This is a genomic window from Paenibacillus glycinis, assembly GCF_009909185.1.
Lineage (GTDB): Bacteria > Bacillota > Bacilli > Paenibacillales > Paenibacillaceae > Paenibacillus_Z > Paenibacillus_Z glycinis.
Genome location: NZ_JAAAMV010000005.1, coordinates 132298 through 154485 on the forward strand (window position 1 = coordinate 132298; position 22188 = coordinate 154485).

A 22188-nucleotide genomic window follows, 5' to 3' on the forward strand; every position below is an offset into this window, starting at 1 on the left:
GTCATTGACCTCCTATCCCTTGCGTCAGGTCCGCCTTGCCGAGCTTGACCGCCACGGCGTACACCGCGACGACGATGGCGATGATGATCATCAGGATCACGTTGGTCAGCTGCTCGTAGCACTTCTCCGCGTAATAGAAGGTGAGCGTCGTCAGCGTCTCGGTCCGCGGCGTGACGAGCATGATGATCAGCTCCATCTCCTTCATCGCGCCGATGAACACGAGCAGGAACACGGAGACGAGGCTTTTGCGGTTCAGCGGCAGCAGGATCCGGCGGAACCGCGTCAGCCACGAGGCGCCGCCGAGCTGCGCGGCCTCCTCGAGCTCCGTGCCGATCTGCATCATCGCGGCGCTGCCCGCTTTGACGGTGAACGGCAGCTCCTTCACGACGGTGATCAGAATGAGCAGCCCGATCGTGCCGTAGAGCGCCGGGATGAACAAGGTCGGCTTGGCGAACATCGAGATGTACAGCTCGGAGAGCGAGACGCCCGGAATGAGGTACGGCAGGAACGAGACCTGATCCACCGCCCGCCCGAGCCAGGACTGCCTGCCCCGCGCCACGATATAGCCGAGCACCAGCCCGGTCACGGACGCCACGACGGACGCCGCCCCCGCGATATAGAGCGAGTTCTTGAGCGCGAGCAGGAAGATCGGGTTCTGCATGACGCCCTTCTCCCCCGTGTTGATGTCCGGGTCGGAGCCGCCCCACCAATAATGCGTCGTGAAATTGCTTAGTCTGTAGACGCCTTCCTTCAGCATGAACGATTGCGCCAGCAGCACGAGCAGCGGCACGACGGCGACCGCCGCCATGATCAGCGCCGCCGCCGTCGCCGCCGGGAATCGCCACGGGCCGAGCGGCGTCAGCCTCCGCGCGCTGCCCTTGCCGGTCACGGTCACGAAGCTTCGCCGGCGTCCGACGGCCCGCTGGTTCAGGTAGATCGTCAGCATGGAGATGAGCATCAGCGTCAGGCTGAGCACGTTCGCCTCCGTCGTGAGCCGCGAACGCATGCTGGAATACAGCATGGTCGAGATCATGTAGAAATTGACGGGCGTGCCGAGCAGCGCCGGCACCCCGTACGAACTGATCGCCTTCGTGAAGATCAGGATGAACCCCGACAGGATCGAGGGCAGCACGAGCGGCATGACGATTCGCCGCAGGACGGTCAGCCGCCTCGCCCCCGCCACGCTCGCCGCTTCCTCGAGCTGGCTGTTCATCGAGCTGAGCGCGGCGCCGACGATCAGGAAGAAGAACACGCTGTCGTGAATCGACAGGGAGATCACGATCGGCACGAACCCGTACGACAGCCAGTCGGGCGGCGACACGTGGAGCAGCGACTGCAGGATGCCGGGCGTCCCGCCGATCTTGCCGTTCTTGAAGAACGTCAGCCATGCCTGCGACAGGATCCAGGCCGGGAGCAGGTACGGGATGACCGCGAGGAACGAGATCGTCCGCTTGAGCGGGATGTCCGTCCGCGTCACGAGCCACGCCAGGCTGCACCCGATGACCAGCGAGAGCGCCGAGACGGTCGCGCCGACGGCCAGCGAGTTCAGGATCGGCTTGTAGAACAGCGACGCGCTCATGTCGCTGGCCAGCACGCGGGTCCAATGGTACAGCGTGAAATGGCCGGGGTTCGCGGCGCCCGTCAGGCGGACGTCCTGCTGCCGCCAGACGAACGTCGTGTACGCGATTTTCAGAACGGGCCAGACGATCGTATAGGCCAAAAAGAGAAGGGCTGCAGCCCCGATCGAATGAACGGGATTACGCAGCCAATTCAAGGTTCGGTTATGCAGCCGCGTCCGGTGACGGCGGCCCTCCGGCGCCGGTATGTTCGCCAATGCTCTCTCCACCCTTGCCGTGAATTACTTTTGCTTGATCCAGAAGTCGCGCACCTTCGGCGCGGTATTGTACAGCGCTTCGCCGTCGAACGCCCACAGGTTCAGCGATTCGTACGGAATGTCGTTCTTCGTCTGCACGTCGGAACGCGGCACCCACGAGCCCACTTGGTTGAACGGATCGAGTCCCGCTCCCTTGCCGTCGGTCTCGCCCATCATCCAGCGGACGAACAGCTTCGCGGCCGCCTCGTGCGGCGCTTTGTTCGCGAGGAAGAAGTAGCCGGAATCCGGCACGGACGTCTTCGGCTTGATGTCGTAGATCGGCTGAATCGTCCAGCCGTTCTCTTCGTTCTTGGAGACGTCGCCCGATACCGCGAGTCCGACCGCGTCTCTGTCCGCCTTGCCGATCGCGTCGAGTACGTCGTCGCTGCCCTTGAGCACGATCAGACCGTTGTCGAACAGTTCCTGGATGTATTCGTAGCCGGCGTTTTCGGTGCCGTGCAGCTCGATGTCCTTGCCGAACTTCTCTTTGTACGCGGCGGCCATGTCGTCGCTGTTGACGACCATCGTCGTGAACAAATCCATGAACGCCGGCGAGCTGAGCGGATCGGCCGTGTATACTTTGCCTTTGAATTCCGGCGTCGTGAGGTCCCACCAGTTCTTCACGGGCACTTCCGCGTAATGCTTGGCATTATAGAAGATCGTCCGGAATTCCACGTAGTTGGCATAGGCTTCCGCTTGGGTGCGGTACGGCTCGTCCACCATCGGGGCGATGTCCGCCGGCAAATATTTGAGGTAGCGTCCCGGCTTGACCATCTCTTCCTCGACCGCGCCGCTCACTTCCTTCGTGATGATGACGTCGGGGTTGAACTGGCCCGCGTCCTGCTCCTTGGTCACCTTGTCCAGGATCTCGTCGGATTTGACCTTGCTCACTTCGACCTTGATCTCGGGATATTGCTTCATGAACGTCTCGGCGGCGTCGTTGGCGCGTCCGGACGTGGAGTATACGATGAGCTTGCCTTCTTCCTTCGCTTTGGCGTACAGGGCGTCGGCCGAATCCGCCGAGGCCGAAGCGTCCGCCGCGTTGCCGCCGGCGTTCCCCGCCGCGTCGTTGCCGGCTGCCGCCGTTTCGTTCGCCGCTTGTCCGCCAGCGTTCGCGCTTGCGTTATTGCCGCCGCTTGCGTTCGCGCCGTCGGCATCGTTCGTTTGGCCGCAGGCCGTCAGGATCAGAATCGCGGATGCGAGCACGAGCGCCGCCTTCGCGGGCTTATTCGTATGTAGCCGGTTTAACATGTTCATGTTATCCTCCTAAGCGATGGGCGCACGGCCGCATCTGTTTGGTTTTCGTCTCCCTTCATGACTATAGGTCCGGAATGTAAGAAGCGTATTACGGGAACATTGATTTTTGGTAAAAAAATATTTATTTACTAAAAATAATAATTTTATATCCATTTTATTCATTCCGCATGCCGCCGCTCCGCCGACGAAACCTCCGAATGACGGCCATCTCCGGACGATAGCGATTTCATTGCTAAAACCGGCGGCCTGGAATACGATTACAATAGGGAAGCCATAAAAGGAGGATTTCGGGATGATCCTGATCGATTTGATCTTCTTTCTCTTGGAGCTGTGCGCGCTTGCGGCCTTCTGTTACTGGGGCTTTCATCTGAAGGGGGCCGAGCATTGGGTGAGGGCGCTGACGGGAATCGGGTCGCCGGTGCTCGTCGCGGTCCTGTGGGGAACCTTCATCGCGCCCAAGGCCTCCATCCCCGTCTCCGCTTCGATTCGGTTCGTGCTCCAGCTCATCGTCTTCGGCTCGGCCGCCGCCGTCCTGTATCTGTCCGGACAGCATAAGCTGGCCACGTTGTTCCTGCTCGTCGCGATCGTCGAAGTGGTGCTGTCGCGCGCGTTGAAACGCTAAAAGCCGAACGTCCCGGAGGACGTTCGGCTTCCGTTGCTCCCGATCCGGGAGAGGCGCTGTCGCTTAATGTCCGCGACCTTGCTCGCGGTCTTGGTGTTCGTGACCTTGCTGCCCGCCGCCATGCGCATGCTGTTCGTGCTCATGGCCCGAATGCCCATGCGCATGCGCCGGCTCCGCGTCGCAGCACAGCATCGTGTCGGCGTGCGGGTGCTTGTCGTCCTCCATCTGCACGGTGCAGTGCCCGATGCCCAGATGCAGCAGGCGATGCTCGATGTCCCGCAGGATCGTCTGGCTGCGCTCGATCGTCGTCTGGCCGTCCAAGGTCACATGGCAGGACAGCGCGTTTTTGCCGCTGGTGATGCTCCATACGTGGAGATCGTGCACGGCATGAACGCCGTCCACGGAACGAATCGTGTCGGCGACTTTCCGGATATCGACGTCCTTCGGGGTCGCTTCCATCAGGATGCGGATCGTCTCGCGGACCAAGCCCACCGCCCCGACCGCGATCAAGAGCGCGATCAATACGCTGAGAATCGGATCGATGACGTACCAGCCCGTAAAATGAATGATGATCCCGCCGACGATGACCCCCGCCGATGCCGCCGCGTCGCCGAGCATATGCAGCACCGCGCTCTTGACGTTCACGTTGTCTTCCTTGCTCAGTCCGAGCCCCAGGTACAAATTCATGATCAGCCCGACGCCCGCTCCGATGAACATCCAGGTGCTGCCGACCTCCTGCGGCGATTGGAACCGCTGGACGGCCTCCCATAGGATCACGAATGCGATCAAGATCAACGACACTGCGTTAATGAAAGCGGCCAGGATCCCCGAGCGGTGATACCCGAACGTGTAGCCCTCCGACGGCGCCTTGAGCGACTGGCGCATGGCGTACCAGGACAGCCCGATCGCCGCGATGTCGGTCAGGACATGCCCGGCATCCGACAGCAGCGCCAGGCTGTGCGAGATGAAGCCCCCGACGAGCTCCACCGCCAGAATGACGAAGCTGAGGAAGAACGCCTGCTTCATTTTGCCGATCGGCGCGTGCGAATGGAAGACGTCGCCGTGGCCGTGGCCGTGATCATGGCCGTGCGAATGGTTGTGGCTCATCAACGGATTCCCCTTTACTTATGCGAGATATGGGCAAGGCCGGTCTCGAACAGCGTCAGCACGTGCTCGTCGTCGATGCTGTAATAGACCATGCGGCCGACCTTGCGGCGCTTGATGAGCGCGAGATTTCTCAAGTACCGCAATTGATGGGAAATCGAGGACTGGGTCATCTCCAGCACGGCCGCCAGGTCGCAGACGCACATCTCCGCGTGGATCAGCGTGTGCACGATGCGCAGCCGCGTCGGGTCGCCAAGCGCTTGGTAGAAGCTGGCCATCTTCACGGCCGTATCCTCGTTCAGCTGGATTTTGCTCGCCTCCGCGACCACGTCGTCATGGATGATGGTCACCTCGCAGAGGTCTTTTGTTTCGTCTTGGTTCGCAACCAGGTTTTCCATGGCCAGCACCCCGAATCGTAATAATTATCATTAATATATGAGCAAGTATTCATATATGGAGTGTAGCATAACGGAGGCTTGGCGTTCAAGAATGACGGGGCGATCCGCGCGCGGTTATTTTCGACGGGGTCCTGAACGGGGGCCTTCCGCGCATACGGAAATGGCTTGCAGCGCACATCGCGCCGCGAAGCCATTTTTGCGTATTCGGACGGCATCGCCGCCGCGTCGGCGATGCTCACAAGGATAAAGAGAGCCGCCGGATGAGCTCGGCCTGCGTAAACGGCCGCTTCCTCCCCCAGCGCTTCACGCGAACGAGGTAAGGGCTGGCGGGGTTCTTGCGGTGGTAAAAGCCGGGCACGCGCATGACGCGGGCGAGGTCCGTGATTTTGGGATCGGAGTTGAACTTGCGGACGAGCGCCTGCTGGATGGAGACGAACCGGCCGATCGTCCCTTTGCGGACGGGCCAATAGATGTGGAAGCCGTTCTTGGTTTCGACGATCATCGCGCCGCGGACGCGCTTCCGGTGCTTGGCGAGAAACTTCCGTTTCAGCTGCCTCACCCTGCGCCTGCCCCGCTGGGCGAGCAGCCGGTAACGTCCCTGCCCGGTGAGCGTCACCGTGACCGATTCGACCTGCTCCACGGGATCCGCCTGCAGCTCCTGCATGCGGCGCTCCGCCTCCTCGCTCGTCGACAGCCATTCGGCGATTTTATTGAGGTCGACGTCGATGAAATGCGCGCGAACCGCCTGGAAGTCGCCGCCCGCCTGCTTCCGATGGTTCACGGTCATGAACACCGCGTAGCCGGCGTCGTTTTTGCGCATCAGCGGCACGGGCTTATTGGTACGGGTTAGCAGCGTAATCCGCGACAGCCGGCGCTCCAGCTGGTTCATCGGCTTATGCAGCGTCATCGCCCGCGCCTTGCTCCGCGAGACGGGCAGGACGGGCTTGCGCGCCATCGTGTCGTGGACGAGCGTAAAAAACAGCGTCTGGCTTCTCTTGCAGCCGAGCTTCCTGATAAATTGCCGGAATTGGCGGGAACGCAGCTGCATGCGGCTGGCATGCAGGTGCAATCGCTGCTCCACGGAATCACATCCCTCTGAATTAGGCTGACGACACGCGCCTTTAACGATCTTAAACAATCTTATTCGGCCGCGATGCCGCCCGTGTGGTCGCCCGTACCCGTAATCAGGGGAGAACCGGTTATTCGCCGATCCTCTTCCGCCTGCTTCCGCTTCAGCTCCACGAGCAGCGCGTGCAGCTGCTCCGTCGCCAGCCCGTGGAGGACGAGACGGAAGCCGGCGCGCAGCGTCGTCAGCGGCACCATCGGGTGCTTGTTGTTGATCAGGGCGAGCCGGTCGTTGCTGCCGACGATTTTGGAAGCCAGGATGCCGATCGTCTCGTCCAGCTGCAGCGAATTGGTCGCGCGCCAGAAATCGTTGTCGGTCAGGAACAGCTGGTACACCGGCGTGAAGCACTCGATGGCCGTCGTCAGGTCCATGAAATTGGTCCAGCGCCTCGGCATGGGCTCGATCGGAATCGGCGTCGACGTGATGCCGTCGAAATTCAGCCGCTCCCGCTTCGTCACCTCGATGCCTTTGCTTTGCAGCTCGCGGTTCAGGTTGATGACGAAATTGTACAGGTTGAGGTCATGGACCAGGAACAGCTCCTCCTTCACCGGCTCCAGATTCGTCGGCTTCAGCGGACGGAGCGGAATGTCCGCGTCCGGCACGTTGTCGCGAATGAACCGCAGCACCTCCGAGCCCAGGTAGAAATGCCGCAAAATCATGGTGTTGGCGCTCGGGCTGACGAACGTCCGCATGCCCAGGTACAGCACCCGGTGCAGCAGCTTGGAGGACGTGAGCGCCTTCGGCACGACAATTTTGTATACCTGCAGCAGCATGATGAGCAGCCGCGCGAACGGCCGCAGCACGGGCAGCAGAAACTGCCGCGAACGGCTGGCGCAGTCCCGCAGGTACGCCGCCTTCGCCTCCTCGTCGAACGGGATGCTCCGGTCGAGGAAGATCGCCAGAAACGGATTGGGATCGCCGCTGTCATGCGGCATCCGGTCGAAATAGTCCTTGTCGCTCATCATGCGTTCCCCAGCTCCTCCAGCTGCAGCAGGTACAGGCGCGCCGTCGTCTTGGCCGTCTTCACGATCCGAGCGGCGATGTCCGCCGTCAGCATGGGATGTCGCACGACCGCTTCCAGCCGTTCGAAATGCTTCTCGTCCGAATCGCCGTGGTAGAGCAGGAACGAGACCTGTTCGTCCGTCAGCCGCAGCTGGTCGCGGATTAGCTCGCCCCAATAGCGCGCCATCCGGCAGCCGAGCCCTTCGATGATCCACATCGCGCCGATGAGGTCGTACGGATTGTCGCGGCTCGCCCGCTGGAACAGGTAGGCGGACAGCGCCTCGCTGCCGATGTTCTTCTCCCCGGTCCGGATGGCGGCCGGCTCGCCGCCGACGGCGGCATAATTCCGCTCCAGCAGCTCGTAATCCCGATGCTCGTCGCGCGCATGGGCGATGAACGCCGAGCGGAGATCGATATGCTCGATCGCGATATAGGACGCCGCGCGGGCGATCCACTGCGAGCCGTCGATAACCTGCTGGCGGATGTTTTCCATCAACGACTTATAATCGTCCAGCGTGAATTTACGGCGATACAGCTTATCGATGACGGGAACGCGGGCCAGCCTTTGCTCGAAATCGATCCATACCTGCACGAGCTGGCGCACCAGCCGCTCTTGAACGTCGTTCGTCCGGTCGTAATCGAGCTGCGGCGCTGCCGGCGGACGCTCTTCGATCGCGGGCCGGCTGCCCTGCCCGAGGGCATGCGATCCCACGACGGTCAGCAGCATATACGACGTCTGGAAGCGCCCGCTCTCGGGCACCATGCACAGCACCCGCTCGCCCGGAGCCAGATGCCCGCCGTTCAGCAGCTCTTCCAGCATGATATAGATCGAGGCCGCGCCCGTGTTTCCCTTCGCGTACAGATTCGTGAACCATTTCTCCTCCGGAATCGTCATCCCGCCGAGGCGCAGCAGCCGGAAGATCTCCTCGCGGAAGAAATGGGACGAATAATGGCACACCATCCAATCGATCGCCGCCGGGTCGACCCGTCCCTCCTCCACGAGCTCGAAGAACCGGTTCACGCCGACCTTCGGCATCTCGTTCACGAGCCGGATATCCTGCTTCAGGTTCATCGCCCCGTCATCCGCCGCCGCGCGGACGGAAGGGTAATCGAGCCAGGAGCCGAATGCGCTCCCTTCCTTGTTCGCGCCCGCGTACATGCAGGCCTCGTAGCGGTTCGCATACGAGCGGTTATCGATCCATTCGATCCGCAGGGACAGGCCCGCCGCCGACGGCCGGTCCTGCAGCACGGCCGCGCCCGCGCCGTCGGAGAGCATGAAGCGGAGAAAATCGGTATCGAACGGCAGCGGTTGGCTCGCATAAGCCGCCTGCGCCTCGAACCGTTCATGCTTGAACGCGCGGCTCGGAAACTCGCTGGCGCAGGCGACCGCGGCCTTGTGCTCGCCGGACCGCACCTGCAGGAAGGCGTTCTTCAGCGCATGCATGCCGCTCGCGCATACGCCGTCGTGGGTGGCGGCTTCCATCGCCGGCAGTCCGCTCTCGGCATGGACCATGCTGGCGAAGCCGGGCACGAGGAGGTCGCCCTGCGTCGTCGCCGCGGCGAGGAATCCGACCTTGTCCTCCAGCGCCTCCGCGCTCCGGTCCAGCGCGTTGCGGATCGCGTAGGAGGCCATCTCCGCGTTCGAATACAAGCTCCGCTGATCCTTATCGATGGCGTAATGCCGGTAAAGGATGCCATTCTGCTCGAGAATCCGCCGTTTCGATTTCGAGCCCTTTCCGCCGATCCGGCCGAGGTAATCTTCGATTTCGTCATTGCCCACCGGCTGGCCCGGCAGAAACTTGCCGATGCTCGTGATATAGACGGACGTGTTCATGCGCATGCCTCCATTCCCGTATTCGCAGGTAGCTGCGTGCCCTAATCATCGGCGCGGACGCCCCGGATGCCTAGTACCATCTTTCCTTGGTACCCTTGGCGGGCAATGGCAAAGCCCGGTCCGCAGTCGGACCGGTTAATGGCCTTAAGGATCGCCAGTGCCCGCCAATAATAGGACCGCGCGGTCTCCGTCGGCAGGTTCGAATCGCCGGCTTCGGCGCAGTCCGCCGACTTCGCTCCTCCGATTCTTTCATTATTCTTTCAGAGGCGGGCGCTATAGTAGAACTGACAAGAACTTGGATTACGAGGTGGTCGCATTCATGAAGCTGCATGCGCAAGCAGGGAAACACCGGCTCGCGACGTTGGTTCTGGACATGTTCGGATCGGGGCAGGTCGCTCCGGCGGAAGCGGCTCCGGCCGCGGCGGAAGGATTCGACCGGTCGCCCTGGAAACAAGAAACGTTCGCAGCCGGCCCGCAGCCGGCCGCGCGGTTCGCGGCGGCCATGGGCTACGACGAGGATACCGGCGAGACCGTGCTGTTCGGCGGCGCGGACGCCGGCTGCGACGTGATGAACGATACCTGGACATGGGACGGAGAGCGGTGGACGGACAGGACGCCGGCCGATCCCGGCGATTCCCCCGCGCCGCGCCAATACGGCGGAATGGTCTACGCCGGCCCCGGAAAGGGGATGCTGCTGTTCGGCGGCGAGAACCTGGACTACGCCGACAAAACCTGGCTGTGGGACGGAACGAAGTGGAAGGACGCGACGCCGGCCGATGCCGGCGCGAGCAAGGAGACGGAAGCCGGAACGTACACGGGGGCAGGCCCGGAGACGCGTATCGACGCCGGAACGGATGCCGGCGCTGGCTCGAATACGCTTATCGACGCCGGAACCGGTGCCGGCTCGGAGGCTCGCGCCATCGCGAATTGGATGCGCAGTCCCTCCCCGCGCATCCAATTCGCGATGGCGTATATCGGGAACGGCGAGGTGCTGCTTTACGGCGGATTCGGACCCGGCGGCGCCTTGCGGGACACGTGGATCTGGAACGGAACCGGATGGCGCGACGCGACGCCGGCCGATCCGAACGACTCCCCGACGAGTTCGCACAGGACCTGCATGGCTTACGACCGGAAGAACAAGCAGGCGGTGCTGTTCGGCGGCTACACGGACGCGCCTCCTTACCTCACGAACGCGACCTGGACCTGGGACGGACGCAAATGGACCCTGCGAACGCCCGCGGCCTCCCCATCGCCGCGCGTGTTCGCCAGCATGGCCTATGACGCGATCGGCGGGAAGACGATTCTCGTCGGCGGCGAAGCGAACTACGCGCCCAAGCAGGACGCGTGGCTGTGGGACGGCTCGAACTGGACGGAGCAGACGGCATCGAATCCGCCCGACCTGAGCCTGGCCGCCATGGCGTACGATACCCGCAGGGGCCAATCGGTCCTGTTCGGCGGCTACGACGGCAGCGTCCTGTCCGCGAATACCTGGACGCAGCGAATCGCGTGCGCTGCGAACGTGAACGCCCCGCGCCCGGCGACTGCGGGACACGACGCCGCGACCCGCCCGAAGATGGCGCCAGGCTTCGGATGGATAACAAGCCGGACCCGCGGATAAAACGGACATATGCCGCGATGCAGCAGGCGCGCGCAACGAAAAGAGGGTGGACCGGCCAAGGCCGATTCACCCTCTTTTTCAATGGATTCCTGCATTATTGATTGCAGTATTTCGATTCCTGCATCTTTGATTCCCGCATTTAATGAGCCCCGCATTTCGCTATACGAAAATTCAGCTCATTCTGCGAATTCGACGCCAAGCGGCGTTATTTCGCCGCCTCGATGCCGACCGTATAGATCTCGCACGGCCCGAGCTCCGCCGCGAACGAACCGTTGGCGCCTTCGCCGGACGGCTGCAGGCGTTGGCCCGCTTGCTCGAGCACGTCGCTCGCATACGCCCCCGCGACCGTGCCGACGTTCGGCTGCGCCTGCAGCTTCGCGGCTTCCGGACGCATGTTGAACCAGCGCAGCATGAGGTCGCCCGTCGCTTCCGCGATCTTGGCCGAGGAGAACGCGATGCCTTCGCCTTCCCATGCCAGGAACGCGTGCACCGGCGGGATCGTTCCGCCGTGAACGCCGGTTTGGACATGGGTCCACGGCGCTTGGAATTGATACGCGGACGCATACGCGCCCGTCGCCGCGCCGTCGCCGCCGTGCGGAAGTATCAGCAGCTCGACCGTATGCTCGCCGAGGCACTGCGCCTCCGGCGTCGGGAAGACGCCCCAGTCGCCCAGCTCGGCGACCGAGCGGAGCAGCGTGACGGCAATCGTGTTGCGGCCGTCGCGCAGCACTTCGTATTCGTTCAACCCTCTGTTCGCGACCGTCAAGCCCTGCGCGCCGTCGCTGACGTCGGCAAAGGCTTGCTGATGCTGCGCGTTGCTCGGGTTCTCCCATTCGGCGGCCGGCTCGTTGTCGCGAACCGCCACTTCGAAGATCGCGTCGGCACGATGCACGGACGAGACGAGGTCGGTCGGGAACAAGGCCCGCACGCGATGGTCCTTCGCCTGGTTATCGAACGTCGTGCGGATGCCCACGCCGCGGCCGGAGCGCTCCAGGCTGACGACGGTGCGGATCGTGAACGGCACGAAGTCCGTCGAACGGCCGGCTTTGCGTTCGGGATAATAGACGGCTTCCTGCTTCTCCTGCTCGAACAGCTCGTCGGCCGATGCCGGGATCGACCAATGGTGCACGATCTCGAACGCGGCGCGGTAGGCGGTGTCTTCGATCACGCGGATCTCTGCCGCGAGACCCTTGGTCGTGAGCGCCGGCTCGCCGTCCGGCTGCTTGAACATGTACTCGTTGCCGATGTCTCCGACATCCTCGAAGATCAGCAGATCGCGGTACGTGCGTCCGCTCGCGATATCCGTTACCGCCAAGGTTCCGTCCTCGGCGATCTCGATGCCGAGGTTGCCGTTCGCCAGCGAGCGGGCTCCGGTCACGAGCGACGACGCCGATGCGGCGGCGTCAGCGCCGAGCACCCAGGCGTAAGCCTTCAGGCCGAGCGCCGGCACGTCGGCCGCTTCGAACGTCAGCTTCACGCGGCGCGTCCAATACGGCTGGCGGAACTTGTCGTCCGGCAGGTCGTAGCCGAACTGCAGGCCGAGATCTTCCACCGAATGGGCGACGGCATTGCCGTCCGCATCCACGAGCGTGCGGCCCTCGATCGAGAGGTCCTTCATCATGCGCATCATTTCGTTCGGGGCGATGCCTTCGCGGTAATACACGCGCGCAACGTCCAATTCGACTTCCACGACGCCGCTGCGTTCCCAGCCCGTCGTGTTGAATGCGACGAGCGGCAGCGCGTCCTTGCCGTATCCCGCGAACGCGCTCGTATCGACGGCGCCGGCAACCGCATGCTTGCTGTCGTCGACGATCGTCTCCGCCACATGGCGGCTCTTATCGAACCGGGTGACCATCTCGCGGTGCACCTCGTCGACGCTGCATCCGCAGATGCTGTCGTGCGGATGGTTCTGCATGAGCGTTTTCCAAGCGTACTTCAGCAGGTGATGCGGATACTTGGCCTTGCCCGTCAGATGCGCGAAGGCGGCAAGCGGCTCGGCGACCTTCTCGAGGATCGTTTGCCCGACCTGGTTCATCTGTTTCAAGTAAACGCGGGCGGACGCCGTGTTCACGAGCGTCGACCAGCCGTCCGTCCGCTGGCTGCGCAGCTCGCCGCGCACGACGGACAGCTGCTTGTCCGCGAGCGACGCCTTCAGCGACGCCAGGTAATCCGGGAAGTTCGAATGGACGAAATCCGTATCCGGGTACAGCTTGCGCGCGACGCGGATCGCTTCGGCCAGATCCGTCTGAATCGGCTGGTGATCGCAGCCGTTCATGAACAGCAGCTGCCCCGTCGACGCGTACTTGCCCGCGTCGGCCAGCTTGCGCTCCCAATATTCCTTGGCCTCCGCCTCGTCCACGGGCACCTCGTTGCCGTTGCTGTACCAGTTGGCGAACAGGATGCCGAGCACGCGCGAGCCGTCCGGTCCTTCCCATACGAGCTCCGAGAAGGACGACTCGTACGCGGAATCCGAGACCATGTTGTTGAAGCCCGTCGGCTTGACGCCGCGGCCGAACACCGCGTTGTCGATGCCCGCCTGCTTCATGAGCTGCGGCGCTTGGCCGATGTTGCCGAAGGTGTCGGGGAAGTACCCGACCTTCGCGATCGTGCCGTAATGCGAAGCATCTTGGTGCCCGATTTGCAGGTTCCGCACGTTCGCTTCGCTGCTCGTCAGGAACGCATCCTGCAGCACGTACCACGGGCCGATATGGATGCGGCCCTCGCGGATCCAGTGCTCCAGGCGCTCCCGTTGGTCCGGGCGCACCTGCAGGTAATCCTCGATGATGATCGTCTGTCCGTCGAGATAGAAGCTGCGGTATTCCGCGTCGTTCTCCAGCGTGTCCATCAGCGTATCCATCAGCGCGATGAGCCGCACGTGGTGTTTCTCGTAAGGCAGGTACCATTCGCGGTCCCAATGCGTGTGCGAGATGATATGCGCCGTTCTTTTATTGTCCGCGTTCGCCATGGCGATCGTCTCCTTTCGTTTCCAAGCCTGCTCCTGCCGGCAGCGCCAGCACTTCCACTTCGTCCGGGCGGTAGACCGCCGTCACGCGTCCGGTCCGGTCGACGGCGAACAGCACCGCGCGTTCCCGTTCCAGCACGAACGAATACGCGGTTCCCGTCGCGGCGGACTTCACTTCGATCTGCGCGTCATGCGCGTATTCGGACACGAAGACGAAGAGCTCGCCGTCCTTGAAGCGGAGACTCCGGCCGTACACGCCGGCCAGGTCGCCGCCCTTGATCCATTCCAGCTCCCGACGCGCGCCCGAGACTTCCAGCGCATGCTTGTAAAGCGCCGCGACCGGCTCTGCGCGTTCGTTCAGTTCTATCGGCAGCGGGCACCAGATCAGGCGTCCCTGCCCGTAAGCCGCCTCCATGACCCGGTCCGCTCCCGCAGGGACGGCATCGGCCGCGCCATAGCCGGCTTCCTTGAACACTTCGGCGATTCTCCGGTGACCGTAAGAGACCGGATACGCCTTGTCTCCGATCGCGAGCCGTTCCTCGCGGACGACGTTGGCCGGCTTCCGCCGGCCGAACGTATCCGACAGCCGGTCCGCCTCCCGCCAATAGGCGTCCAAACCGAGCGGCCCCGTGAACAAGAGCGTCGCGCCCGTCCGGTCCACGATGTCCAGCAGCCGCGCGAACGCCTCGTCGGCGAAGTTATGCGCGGACGGCACGATGATCAGCTTGGCCGGCGCCGCTTCCAGCGCGTCCAGATGGTACTCCGAGACGCCGCGGAACGGCGTCTTCAGCTCGTAGCCGAGCACGCGCGTCAGGCGCGTCGTCGCGTCGAACGCCAGCTTGCGGTTGGAGAAATCGTTGGAGTACGGGAACACGGCGGCAACGTCCTCCAGCTCGCGCTCCCGGAACAGATCGCGGATGCGCTCCATGAAGCTGCCGAACCGGTAGGAGACGTCCGCCTCCGGCTTCTCGGTGCCGTCCGCCCGCAGCGCGCCGATATGGGATTCGTTCGCGTTGTCCATGTAGAAGTTCGTGTTCCAAATCCACTGCACGGCGCCGGCGCCGCCTGCCGCGAAAGCGTACGCGTACTTGCGTTCCAGCATCGCGCGCAGCTCTTCCTCGGACCGCTTCGCGAATCCGGCCGGCGTCTCCACGTACATGATGCCCGTCTCCTGCACGACGTTCGGCTTGTCGGCCGTCTTCGCGAAGATGCCGTCCCACAGCAGATGATCGTTCAGCCACCACGAATGCACGGTCGTGTAATCGACCGCTTCCCCGTAGAAGAACGGCGACGGCCGCTGCGCGCCGAGCGCCTCGTCCTGGCCGACCGTCACGAGCTGCGACGGATTGCTTTCCCTGATCGCGTCCGCGAGCTGCTTCGCCCAGCGGTTATGCATGTCCATGGAGAACAGCGCGTAATCCAGCCAGCGCGTGCCCCGCTTGCCTTGGTGCATGTCCTGCACGTCGAAGTTGATGTCCTCCGGCTCGGGAATCGCCGCCGACGCGAAATCCGGCAGCTCGCCCGGGGTCATGCCCCAGCGCTCGCGCAGCTTCGCGATCGTGCCGTGGCGCCCCGCCAGCCATTCCGCGTAGGCCGCCTTCTCGAACCGGTCGCGGCTCGAGCGCGGTCCGTCGGAGAAGATCCGCGGCGGATCGAACATCGACGGCTCGTTGATCAGGTCCCAATCGACGTTCGTCGTTTCGCGGTGACGGCTGACGATGGAGCGGATGAACCGTTTCTGCGCTTCCACGCTGCGCGGGTCGAGGTACGGGTTCGTGCCTTCCCATGTCTCCGGGGTAAAGGAGAAGAACGTGAACGTCACCTGCAGGCCGTGCCGCTTCGCGGTCATGAAGAACGCGTCAATCGAACGCAATACTTCTTCGGATGCATGCCCGTCCACCTGCATGATGTTGCGGTACGCCGTCCAGATGCCCGTGCGGATCCAGTTGATGCCCGCCTTGCGCATCTGCGCCATGTCCCGGTCCCACACCGATACGTTCGGCAGGAACAGGAATTTGCGCGCGACGTCCGAGGTCATGTACGTCATGCCGACGACCGGCATCGGCCGGCCGTCCTTCTCGAAGTAATCCCGGCCGCGCGACAGCAGCCCGCCGGCGTTCAGCAATTCGGCGTCCATGCCCCAGAAGCCTTGGCGAAGCAAGCGCGTCTCGCCGTCCGCGGACTTGGCGACGCAATCCACGTTATAATAGCCCGCCCGGATATCCCCGAGCAGCGGAATGCGCTTCAGCTCGAGCTCGGGGCCGACTTCCGCCTCTTGGCGGTAGGCGAACACGGCCGAGCCTTCGTCGCGGCGGACTTTGATGTCGAACGTCCAGCTCGTCTTGCCCGCCGCGCCGCGTCCCAGCTTCTGCGCCTGCAGCGTCAGCAGCGGCCGCTCATGCAGCTCGTATGCGGCATAGGCCGGCTTCAGCCACAGCTCGGTCACGCCGGCCGCGCAGAACGCCGCCCACGCTTGCAGCGCCTCGGCTCCGCCGCGCGCGAAGAATTCCGCGCCGAGCGGCTGATTGACGAACAGCCAGCGCCCGCCGGCGAAATCGCCCTTCGTGTTCTCCCACAGCACGGCCGGCGCGGCCACCTCGCGCCCTTCGGCCGAGATGCCCTTGAGCACCGGATAGATATGCGCGTCCATCGGACCGGCCGAGCCCATCTGCAGCGGCAGGTCGCTCGACTTGGTCACGTGCGGCACGAGGTTCCACGTGTCCGCGACGTCCAGCAGCGCTTCCCGCCCCTTGAACAGCGGGATGTCTTCGGCAGCCGCCAGCTTCGCGACGGGCGCCGCCTTCACCGGCAGCATCTCGTGCACGCGCAATTGCCGGTGGTACGCCGTCTGCTCCGGTTCCGCGATCCACTCGCCCGCTTCCTTGCGGACCGGCACGCGGAACGGCGCGCCGCCCATGCTGATCAAGCCGCCGCCGCGCTTCAGGAATCCGAGCAGCGCTTCCCAGGCCGCGACCGGAAAATAAGGCGCGTGCAGCGACACGAATACGCCGCCGTCCGCACCTTCCAGCCTTGCCGCCAGCCCGTCGGCGCCGCAAACCTCGCCGGCGCCCCGCAGCTGCTCCAACTCCGCTCCGCCTATGGCAGAGGCGCCCGGAAAGGCGCCATCGTAGAAAACAATCGTTTTATTTACCATCGAGCAGTCCTGCTTTCATCGCTTTGTAGACCAGCTGCGAGAACAAGCTGTTGGACCAGGCGAACCATTTGCGCGTGAACACGGCGGGATCGTCCGAATGGAAGCCTTCATGCATGAAGCCGGTGTCGGCGTCCGTCGCTTCCAAGACCGCGATCATGGCCAGCTTCTCTTCGTCCGTCTCGGCCGTCAGCCCTTGCATGGACAGCGCCATATGCCAGATATACCCCGGCGGCGTATGCGGGCTTCCGATGCCTTTCGCGGCGGTGCCCTCGTAATAGAACGGGTTTTCCTTGCTCAAGGCGAAGCGGCGCGTGTTCCGGTAGATCGGATCGTCCCCGTCCACGTAGCCGAGGTACGGAATCGAGATCAAGCCCGGCGTGCCCGCGTCGTCCATCAGGCAGTAATTGCCGAAGCCGTCGGTTTCGTACGCGTAGATCGGGCCGAACTCCGGATGCCGGTAGATGCCGTACAGCTGGATGCCGTGGTTGATCTCGCGCTCCAGCTTGGCCATTTCCTTCTCGAACGACAGGTCGCGGAAGACGAATTCGGCGATCTCGCGCATCTGGCGGAGCGTCACGACCGCGAACATGTTGTCCGGGATGTTGTAATGGAAATCGCAGGCGTCGTCGCTCGGCCGGAAGCCGGACCAGATCATGCCCGTGTAGTTGACCGGCATGCCGAGGCCGTCGTTCATGAGCGAATCGGTCATGATGCCGTTGTCGCGCTCGAAGCGGTACGGCGAACGCTCGAAATGGTACTGCTCCCGCTTCCACAGGTCGACCGCCGCGCGCATCGCGACCTTGAAATCCGCGTCGAAGATGTCGGCGCGGCCGGTTTCTTTCCAGTACGCGAAGGCGAGGCGCATCGAGAAACAGATGGAATCGAGCTCGAATTTGCGCTCCCATACCCAAGGCGACATGTCCGTCTTGTCGTCGGTGTTCCAGTGCCAATCGTTCGCCAGCTCGTTGAACGCGTTCGCGTACGGATCGATGACGATGTTGCGCATGTGCAGCTTGATCAAGCCGCCGATGATCCGCTGCAGGTCGGCGTCGTCCTTGGCGAACGGCACGTAATGCATGACCTGCTCGACGGAATCGCGCAGCCACATCGCGGGAATATCCCCTGTAATGACGAACGTCGTGCCGTCATTCAGCAGCTTCGTCGTCGTTTCCAGCGTATTCGGAAAACAGTTCTTGAACAGCTGCAGCAGCTTCGGCCGGTGCGCGAGGCGCGTCTCCGCCTCCGCCAGCACCGCTTGCACGGATTGCGGCAGCGGCAGGTGCGGCATGTCGATTTTGGGCAATCTGAATTGTTCCATCGTGGTTTTCCCCTTTGTCGTTACTGTATCGCTTCGTTGCTTATGCGCGCCGCAAGCGGCCCGCGGGCGGTTGTCCGCGCCGCGGCCGCTTGCGCCGTCAAATGTTCGTGATGTCGATCCTTCGCACCGTTAACCTTCGATGCTTAAGGGCATTACTCCTTCACGGCGCCAACCGTCAACCCTTGCACGAAATAGCGCTGGAAGAACGGATACGCGAGCACGATCGGCCCGGTCGCCAGGACGACCATCGCCATCCGCGACGTATCCTGCGGCATCGACTGCAGCACGGCCGTCCCCAGGGAGGCGTTGTTGCTGTTGGCGAGAATGAACTGCATGCTGTTCTCGATCCGCATCAGCATCGATTGCAGCGGCACCAGGTCGGGGTTCTCGATGTACAGCTGGGCGTTGAACCAGTCGTTCCAGTAGCCGAGCACGCTGAACAGCGCGATCGTCGCGAGCCCCGGCAGCGCGAGCGGGATGATCAGGCGGAAGAAGATCCCGAACTCGCCGGCCCCGTCGATCTTGCCGGATTCGATGATCGCGTCCGGAATCATGGTGGCGAAGAACGTACGCATGATCATGATGTAGAAAGCATTGACGGCCATCGGCAGGATCAGCGCCCAGAGCGAATCCCCCAGGTGGAGAAACTGCGTCGTCACGATGTAGGAAGGCACGAGGCCTCCGTTGAACAGCATCGTGAAAAACGCCATGAACGAGAAAAACTTACGGTATTTGAAGCTTTTGCGCGAGATCGCGTACGCGAAGAACGAGATCATCGCGAGACTCAGCGCCGTGCCGACGACCGTGACGAGAATCGTCACGCCGTAGGAGCGCAATAGCTGGTCGCCCGCTTTGAACAGGTAGCTGTAAGCTTCGGTGCTCCATTTATTCGGAAACAGCGAATACCCGTCCTTCGCCAGCGTCTTCTCGTCGGTGAACGAGACGATCAAGACGAGCAGGAACGGAAACACGCAAGCCAGCGCGAACAGGCCGGCGAGAAGGTTGAAAATGACGTTCCAGGCCGGCGTCAGCCGGTGGAAGTCCTTCGGTTTGGTCAAGGATGCCATGATGTTTGCTCCTTTCTGGGTAACTTTTTATGCTTGCGAAGTTAGATCGGGCTTACGAAGAGACGAATGCTGCATTCCCTGTCTTCCGACAATGAACGCAAACCAATCGTCTTAGAATAGCGCGTTGTCTTTATTAAAGCGCCGAACGATGTAGTTGGACGTGATGACGAGCACGAAGCCGACGAACGATTGATACAGGCCGGCCGCCGTGCTCATGCCGATCTCCCCGGTCGTCTTCAGACCCCGGTAGACGTAAGTATCGATGACGTTCGTCACGCTGTACAGCGTCCCGGAATCCCGGGGAACTTGATAGAAGAGGCCGAAGTCGGCGTAGAATATGCGGCCGATGGCCAGCAGGGTCAAGATGGTCATCAGCGGCGTCAGCATCGGCAGGGTGACGTTGCGGATCTGCTGCCATTTGTTCGCGCCGTCGATCATCGCCGCTTCGTACAGCGACTTGTCGATGCCCATGATGGCCGCCAGATAGACGACGCTGTTGTAGCCGAGCGACTTCCACAGGAACACGACGATGATGATGAACGGCCAATATTTCGGCTCGGAGTACCACTGCTGCGGATCCATGCCGAGTCCGAGCGCGATTTTGTTGATCACGCCGCGGTCGAAGCTGAGGAAGCTATATACGAAATAACTGACGATGACCCAAGACAGGAAGTACGGCATGAACATGCCGGTCTGGTACCATTTCGCCAACTTCTTATTTGCGATCTCGGAGAGGATGACCGCCATGGCGACCGCCAGGACGAGCCCGATAAAGATGAATACGATATTGTACAGCAGGGTATTCCGTGTGATGGTATACGCGTCGTCGGTGCTGAAGAGGAATTTGAAGTTGTCGAAGCCGACCCAGCGGCTATGGATGAAGCTGGACAGGAACCCTCCGTGTATTCGGTATTCCTTGAACGAAATAACGGCGCCAAGCATCGGCAAATAAGAAAACAACAAAAACCAGACGGTAGCCGGAAGCACCATCAGGAGCAGGGCTTTATTGCGATTGATGTCTTTGAAGAAACGCCCTAAGGCTTTCATGGGGTTCACCCTTTCTAAGCGAAGTCGGTTCGCAGCGCCAAGGGCCTGCGGCAATTCGTCCCAAGATGAAACGGCTGATGCCGTCCATTGGCGGCGGCGCAGGTTTCATCCCATAGAACCAGAAACAACGTATAGGATGTCCAATCCCGTCCGTTTCCCTGTTTTTGAAAAAAAAGGGCGAATGCCGAACATTCGCCCTTCGGTGCTATAAATGGCTTACTTGGCTTGCGTGGCTTTCCAAGCGTCGAGCTGCGTTTGCGCTTCGGTCAGGATTTTGCCAAGACCCGCGTCGTTCAGCTTCTTGATCGCTTGCGGCAAGTATTTGTCCGGATCGACCGTACCCGTCATGAGCGGCGCCCAGAAGGATTCCTTCGCGTTTTGCACGGCCGCGATCTCGCTCGATACTTTCGTCGGATCGAAGTTGAAGCCGAGCAATGCGGCAGGTTTGCCGGCATCGTTGTATTTCTTGAACTGTTCCCATTTGTCGGCAGGATCGCCAGGGTTCAGGTAAGTAATCATGATGTTGCCGAGCGCGAACGTCGGCATGTCGTAGTTCTTGGACTCCGGCAGGTTCTCCATGTAGTCGCCGTCGGTTTTCTTGTAGTGCGTGCCTTCGATGCCGGAATCGACCATGTTGCGCAGAACCGGATCGGTGTTCAGCAGGTTCAGGAACTCCATCGCTTTCTCTTTATGCTTCGAGTTCGCGGAGATGGCTTGCATGGAGCCCATGACCGACGAGTTGTAGATCAGCGCGTCGCTCATCGGCGTCGATACGATCGGGTAGCCGTAGCTCGTCGACCATACGTTGTCCGCGAACGGCTGCGTCGTCGCTTTGTCGGCGAACCATTTGCCCGTCGCCTGCACGTCCGAAGACGATTCCAGCGTCGCGGCTTCCGTCGGGATGTAGCCGGCTTGGTAGTATTTGTGCATCGTTTCGAGCGCTTGCTTCATTTCCGGCGTTTCGAAGACGTTGACGATTTTGTAGCCGGTGTCGCCGAGCTTCACGGCGAGCGGGAATTTCTCGATCAGGTAGTCGTAAGGAATGTACGGCGTGAAGTTCTTGTCCACTTGCAGCGGCGTCACGTCCGGGTTGTTTTGCTTGACCGTCTTCAGCAGCGGCTCCAGGCTTTCCAGGGAGCGCACGTCCGTGATGCTCAGCTTGTTTTGGTCAAGGATGTTTTTATTGAAGCGCCATACCTCGGATACCGGGAGTTCTTTGTTCGCCGGCACGCCGTAGTTCTTGCCGTCGACTTTGGAACCGCTCAGGAAGGCCGGGTTCAGCGTGTCGGTGATGCCCTTGCCGTATTGCGTCAACAGATCGTCGATCGGTGCGAATGCGCCTTTGCGCGCGTTTTGCACGTAATCGAACGCCCATGCCGCCGTGAACATGATGTCCATGTCCGCGCCGGAAGCCGTCAGCACCTGCATCTTTTGGTTGTAATCGCCCCAGTCGATCATCGTCATTTTGACCGTTGCGCCGATTTTGTCTTTCGTATAAGCGCTAACCGCTTCCATGACTTTGTCGACGTCTTTTTGCGGCGTGCCGATCGTGTACCAGTTCAATTCGACCGGTTCGGCGGCGTTGTTGCCGCCCGCGTTGCCGGACGAAGACGTGTTGTTGTTCGCGGCGGTGTTTCCGTTGTTGCCGCCGTTGCTTCCGCAGGCGCTCAGCAAGAGCATGGCGGCCATGGCGGACGTCAGTCCGATCGCTGCCTTTTTACGGGTGATTCCCATTTGGTGTTGCCTCCCTTTTGTCTGTGTAGCATGTCATCAGTCGCGACTTGGTGCTACTTCATCTTAGAAGAT

At 62.0% G+C, this 22188-nt stretch carries 15 protein-coding genes; 2 read left to right on the forward strand and 13 right to left on the reverse strand.

The window, feature by feature from the left end; translation table 11 throughout:
* Window position 1 precedes the first annotated feature (1 nt).
* Both GT019_RS10355 and GT019_RS10360 read right to left on the reverse strand, forming a co-directional pair.
* On the reverse strand, window positions 2–1834 hold the full coding sequence (locus tag GT019_RS10355) for an ABC transporter permease (protein ID WP_201755328.1): 1833 nt from the start codon (window positions 1832–1834) through the stop codon (window positions 2–4).
* Between the two features lie 24 nt (window positions 1835–1858).
* Window positions 1859–3124, reverse strand: a complete 1266-nt coding sequence (locus GT019_RS10360) for an ABC transporter substrate-binding protein (protein WP_235947601.1) — start codon at window positions 3122–3124, stop codon at window positions 1859–1861.
* 298 nt (window positions 3125–3422) lie between these two features.
* Here GT019_RS10360 and GT019_RS10365 point away from each other — a divergent pair, with 298 nt between their 5' ends.
* Window positions 3423–3752: a YrdB family protein gene (locus GT019_RS10365; protein ID WP_161743071.1), complete on the forward strand. Its 330-nt coding sequence runs from the start codon at window positions 3423–3425 to the stop codon at window positions 3750–3752.
* A 63-nt stretch (window positions 3753–3815) separates the two neighbouring features.
* Here GT019_RS10365 and GT019_RS10370 read toward each other — a convergent pair whose 3' ends face one another.
* The 5 genes from GT019_RS10370 to GT019_RS10390 all read right to left on the reverse strand — a co-directional run bounded on the left by GT019_RS10370 (window position 3816) and on the right by GT019_RS10390 (window position 9216).
* Complete coding sequence (locus GT019_RS10370) at window positions 3816–4859, reverse strand: cation diffusion facilitator family transporter (protein ID WP_161743072.1); 1044 nt, start codon at window positions 4857–4859, stop codon at window positions 3816–3818.
* 14 nt (window positions 4860–4873) lie between these two features.
* A complete protein-coding gene (locus GT019_RS10375) occupies window positions 4874–5254 on the reverse strand; it encodes an ArsR/SmtB family transcription factor (protein ID WP_161743073.1) in 381 nt (126 codons plus the stop codon).
* A 235-nt stretch (window positions 5255–5489) separates the two neighbouring features.
* Window positions 5490–6335 carry a DNA-primase RepB domain-containing protein gene (locus GT019_RS10380; RefSeq protein WP_161743074.1) on the reverse strand — a complete coding sequence of 282 codons (846 nt, stop codon included), beginning with the start codon at window positions 6333–6335 and terminating at the stop codon, window positions 5490–5492.
* 59 nt (window positions 6336–6394) lie between these two features.
* Window positions 6395–7345 carry a DUF6999 family protein gene (locus tag GT019_RS10385; protein WP_201755329.1) on the reverse strand — a complete coding sequence of 317 codons (951 nt, stop codon included), beginning with the start codon at window positions 7343–7345 and terminating at the stop codon, window positions 6395–6397.
* Window positions 7342–9216 (reverse strand): 3-oxoacyl-[acyl-carrier-protein] synthase III C-terminal domain-containing protein, encoded by a 1875-nt coding sequence (locus GT019_RS10390; protein ID WP_161743075.1) that lies wholly within the window; start codon window positions 9214–9216, stop codon window positions 7342–7344. The genes GT019_RS10385 and GT019_RS10390 overlap by 4 nt, the downstream gene beginning before the upstream one ends.
* 319 nt (window positions 9217–9535) lie before the next feature.
* Between GT019_RS10390 and GT019_RS10395 the strand changes: the two genes are divergently transcribed.
* Window positions 9536–10834, forward strand: coding sequence for a kelch repeat-containing protein (locus tag GT019_RS10395; protein WP_161743076.1), 1299 nt, complete (start codon window positions 9536–9538; stop codon window positions 10832–10834).
* Between the two features lie 205 nt (window positions 10835–11039).
* Here the strand turns inward: GT019_RS10395 and GT019_RS10400 are convergent, their stop codons facing one another.
* The 6 genes from GT019_RS10400 to GT019_RS10425 form a co-directional block, all read right to left on the reverse strand.
* Window positions 11040–13799: an alpha-mannosidase gene (locus GT019_RS10400; protein WP_161743077.1), complete on the reverse strand. Its 2760-nt coding sequence runs from the start codon at window positions 13797–13799 to the stop codon at window positions 11040–11042.
* The gene (locus tag GT019_RS10405) at window positions 13780–16950 is read right to left on the reverse strand and encodes an alpha-amylase family protein (RefSeq protein WP_161743078.1); all 3171 of its coding nucleotides are present in this window, start codon (window positions 16948–16950) and stop codon (window positions 13780–13782) included. Before GT019_RS10405 ends, GT019_RS10400 begins: the two co-directional genes overlap by 20 nt.
* Complete coding sequence (locus GT019_RS10410; RefSeq protein WP_161743079.1) at window positions 16940–18268, reverse strand: glycoside hydrolase family 125 protein; 1329 nt, start codon at window positions 18266–18268, stop codon at window positions 16940–16942. The genes GT019_RS10405 and GT019_RS10410 overlap by 11 nt, the downstream gene beginning before the upstream one ends.
* Window positions 18269–18420: 152 nt before the next feature.
* Entirely contained in the window at window positions 18421–19335 is a 915-nt protein-coding gene (locus tag GT019_RS10415; RefSeq protein WP_161743080.1) for a carbohydrate ABC transporter permease, read from the reverse strand.
* A gap of 111 nt (window positions 19336–19446) precedes the next feature.
* Window positions 19447–20382, reverse strand: coding sequence for an ABC transporter permease (locus GT019_RS10420; RefSeq protein ID WP_161743081.1), 936 nt, complete (start codon window positions 20380–20382; stop codon window positions 19447–19449).
* Between the two features lie 216 nt (window positions 20383–20598).
* The gene (locus GT019_RS10425; RefSeq protein WP_161743082.1) at window positions 20599–22116 is read right to left on the reverse strand and encodes an ABC transporter substrate-binding protein; all 1518 of its coding nucleotides are present in this window, start codon (window positions 22114–22116) and stop codon (window positions 20599–20601) included.
* Window positions 22117–22188 lie beyond the last annotated feature (72 nt).

What these genes read in the sequence shown, in the direction of transcription:
- GT019_RS10385 (WP_201755329.1), bottom strand. Translation starts at nt 7,345, where the DNA reads ATGATGAGCGACAAGGACTATTTCGACCGGATGCCGCATGACAGCGGC.
- GT019_RS10420 (WP_161743081.1), bottom strand. Translation starts at nt 20,382, where the DNA reads ATGAAAGCCTTAGGGCGTTTCTTCAAAGACATCAATCGCAATAAAGCC.
- GT019_RS10375 (WP_161743073.1), bottom strand. Translation starts at nt 5,254, where the DNA reads ATGGAAAACCTGGTTGCGAACCAAGACGAAACAAAAGACCTCTGCGAG.
- GT019_RS10365 (WP_161743071.1), top strand. Translation starts at nt 3,423, where the DNA reads ATGATCCTGATCGATTTGATCTTCTTTCTCTTGGAGCTGTGCGCGCTT.
- GT019_RS10410 (WP_161743079.1), bottom strand. Translation starts at nt 18,268, where the DNA reads ATGGAACAATTCAGATTGCCCAAAATCGACATGCCGCACCTGCCGCTG.
- GT019_RS10415 (WP_161743080.1), bottom strand. Translation starts at nt 19,335, where the DNA reads ATGGCATCCTTGACCAAACCGAAGGACTTCCACCGGCTGACGCCGGCC.
- GT019_RS10400 (WP_161743077.1), bottom strand. Translation starts at nt 13,799, where the DNA reads ATGGCGAACGCGGACAATAAAAGAACGGCGCATATCATCTCGCACACG.
- GT019_RS10405 (WP_161743078.1), bottom strand. Translation starts at nt 16,950, where the DNA reads ATGGTAAATAAAACGATTGTTTTCTACGATGGCGCCTTTCCGGGCGCC.
- GT019_RS10360 (WP_235947601.1), bottom strand. Translation starts at nt 3,124, where the DNA reads ATGTTAAACCGGCTACATACGAATAAGCCCGCGAAGGCGGCGCTCGTG.
- GT019_RS10395 (WP_161743076.1), top strand. Translation starts at nt 9,536, where the DNA reads ATGAAGCTGCATGCGCAAGCAGGGAAACACCGGCTCGCGACGTTGGTT.
- GT019_RS10370 (WP_161743072.1), bottom strand. Translation starts at nt 4,859, where the DNA reads ATGAGCCACAACCATTCGCACGGCCATGATCACGGCCACGGCCACGGC.
- GT019_RS10425 (WP_161743082.1), bottom strand. Translation starts at nt 22,116, where the DNA reads ATGGGAATCACCCGTAAAAAGGCAGCGATCGGACTGACGTCCGCCATG.
- GT019_RS10390 (WP_161743075.1), bottom strand. Translation starts at nt 9,216, where the DNA reads ATGAACACGTCCGTCTATATCACGAGCATCGGCAAGTTTCTGCCGGGC.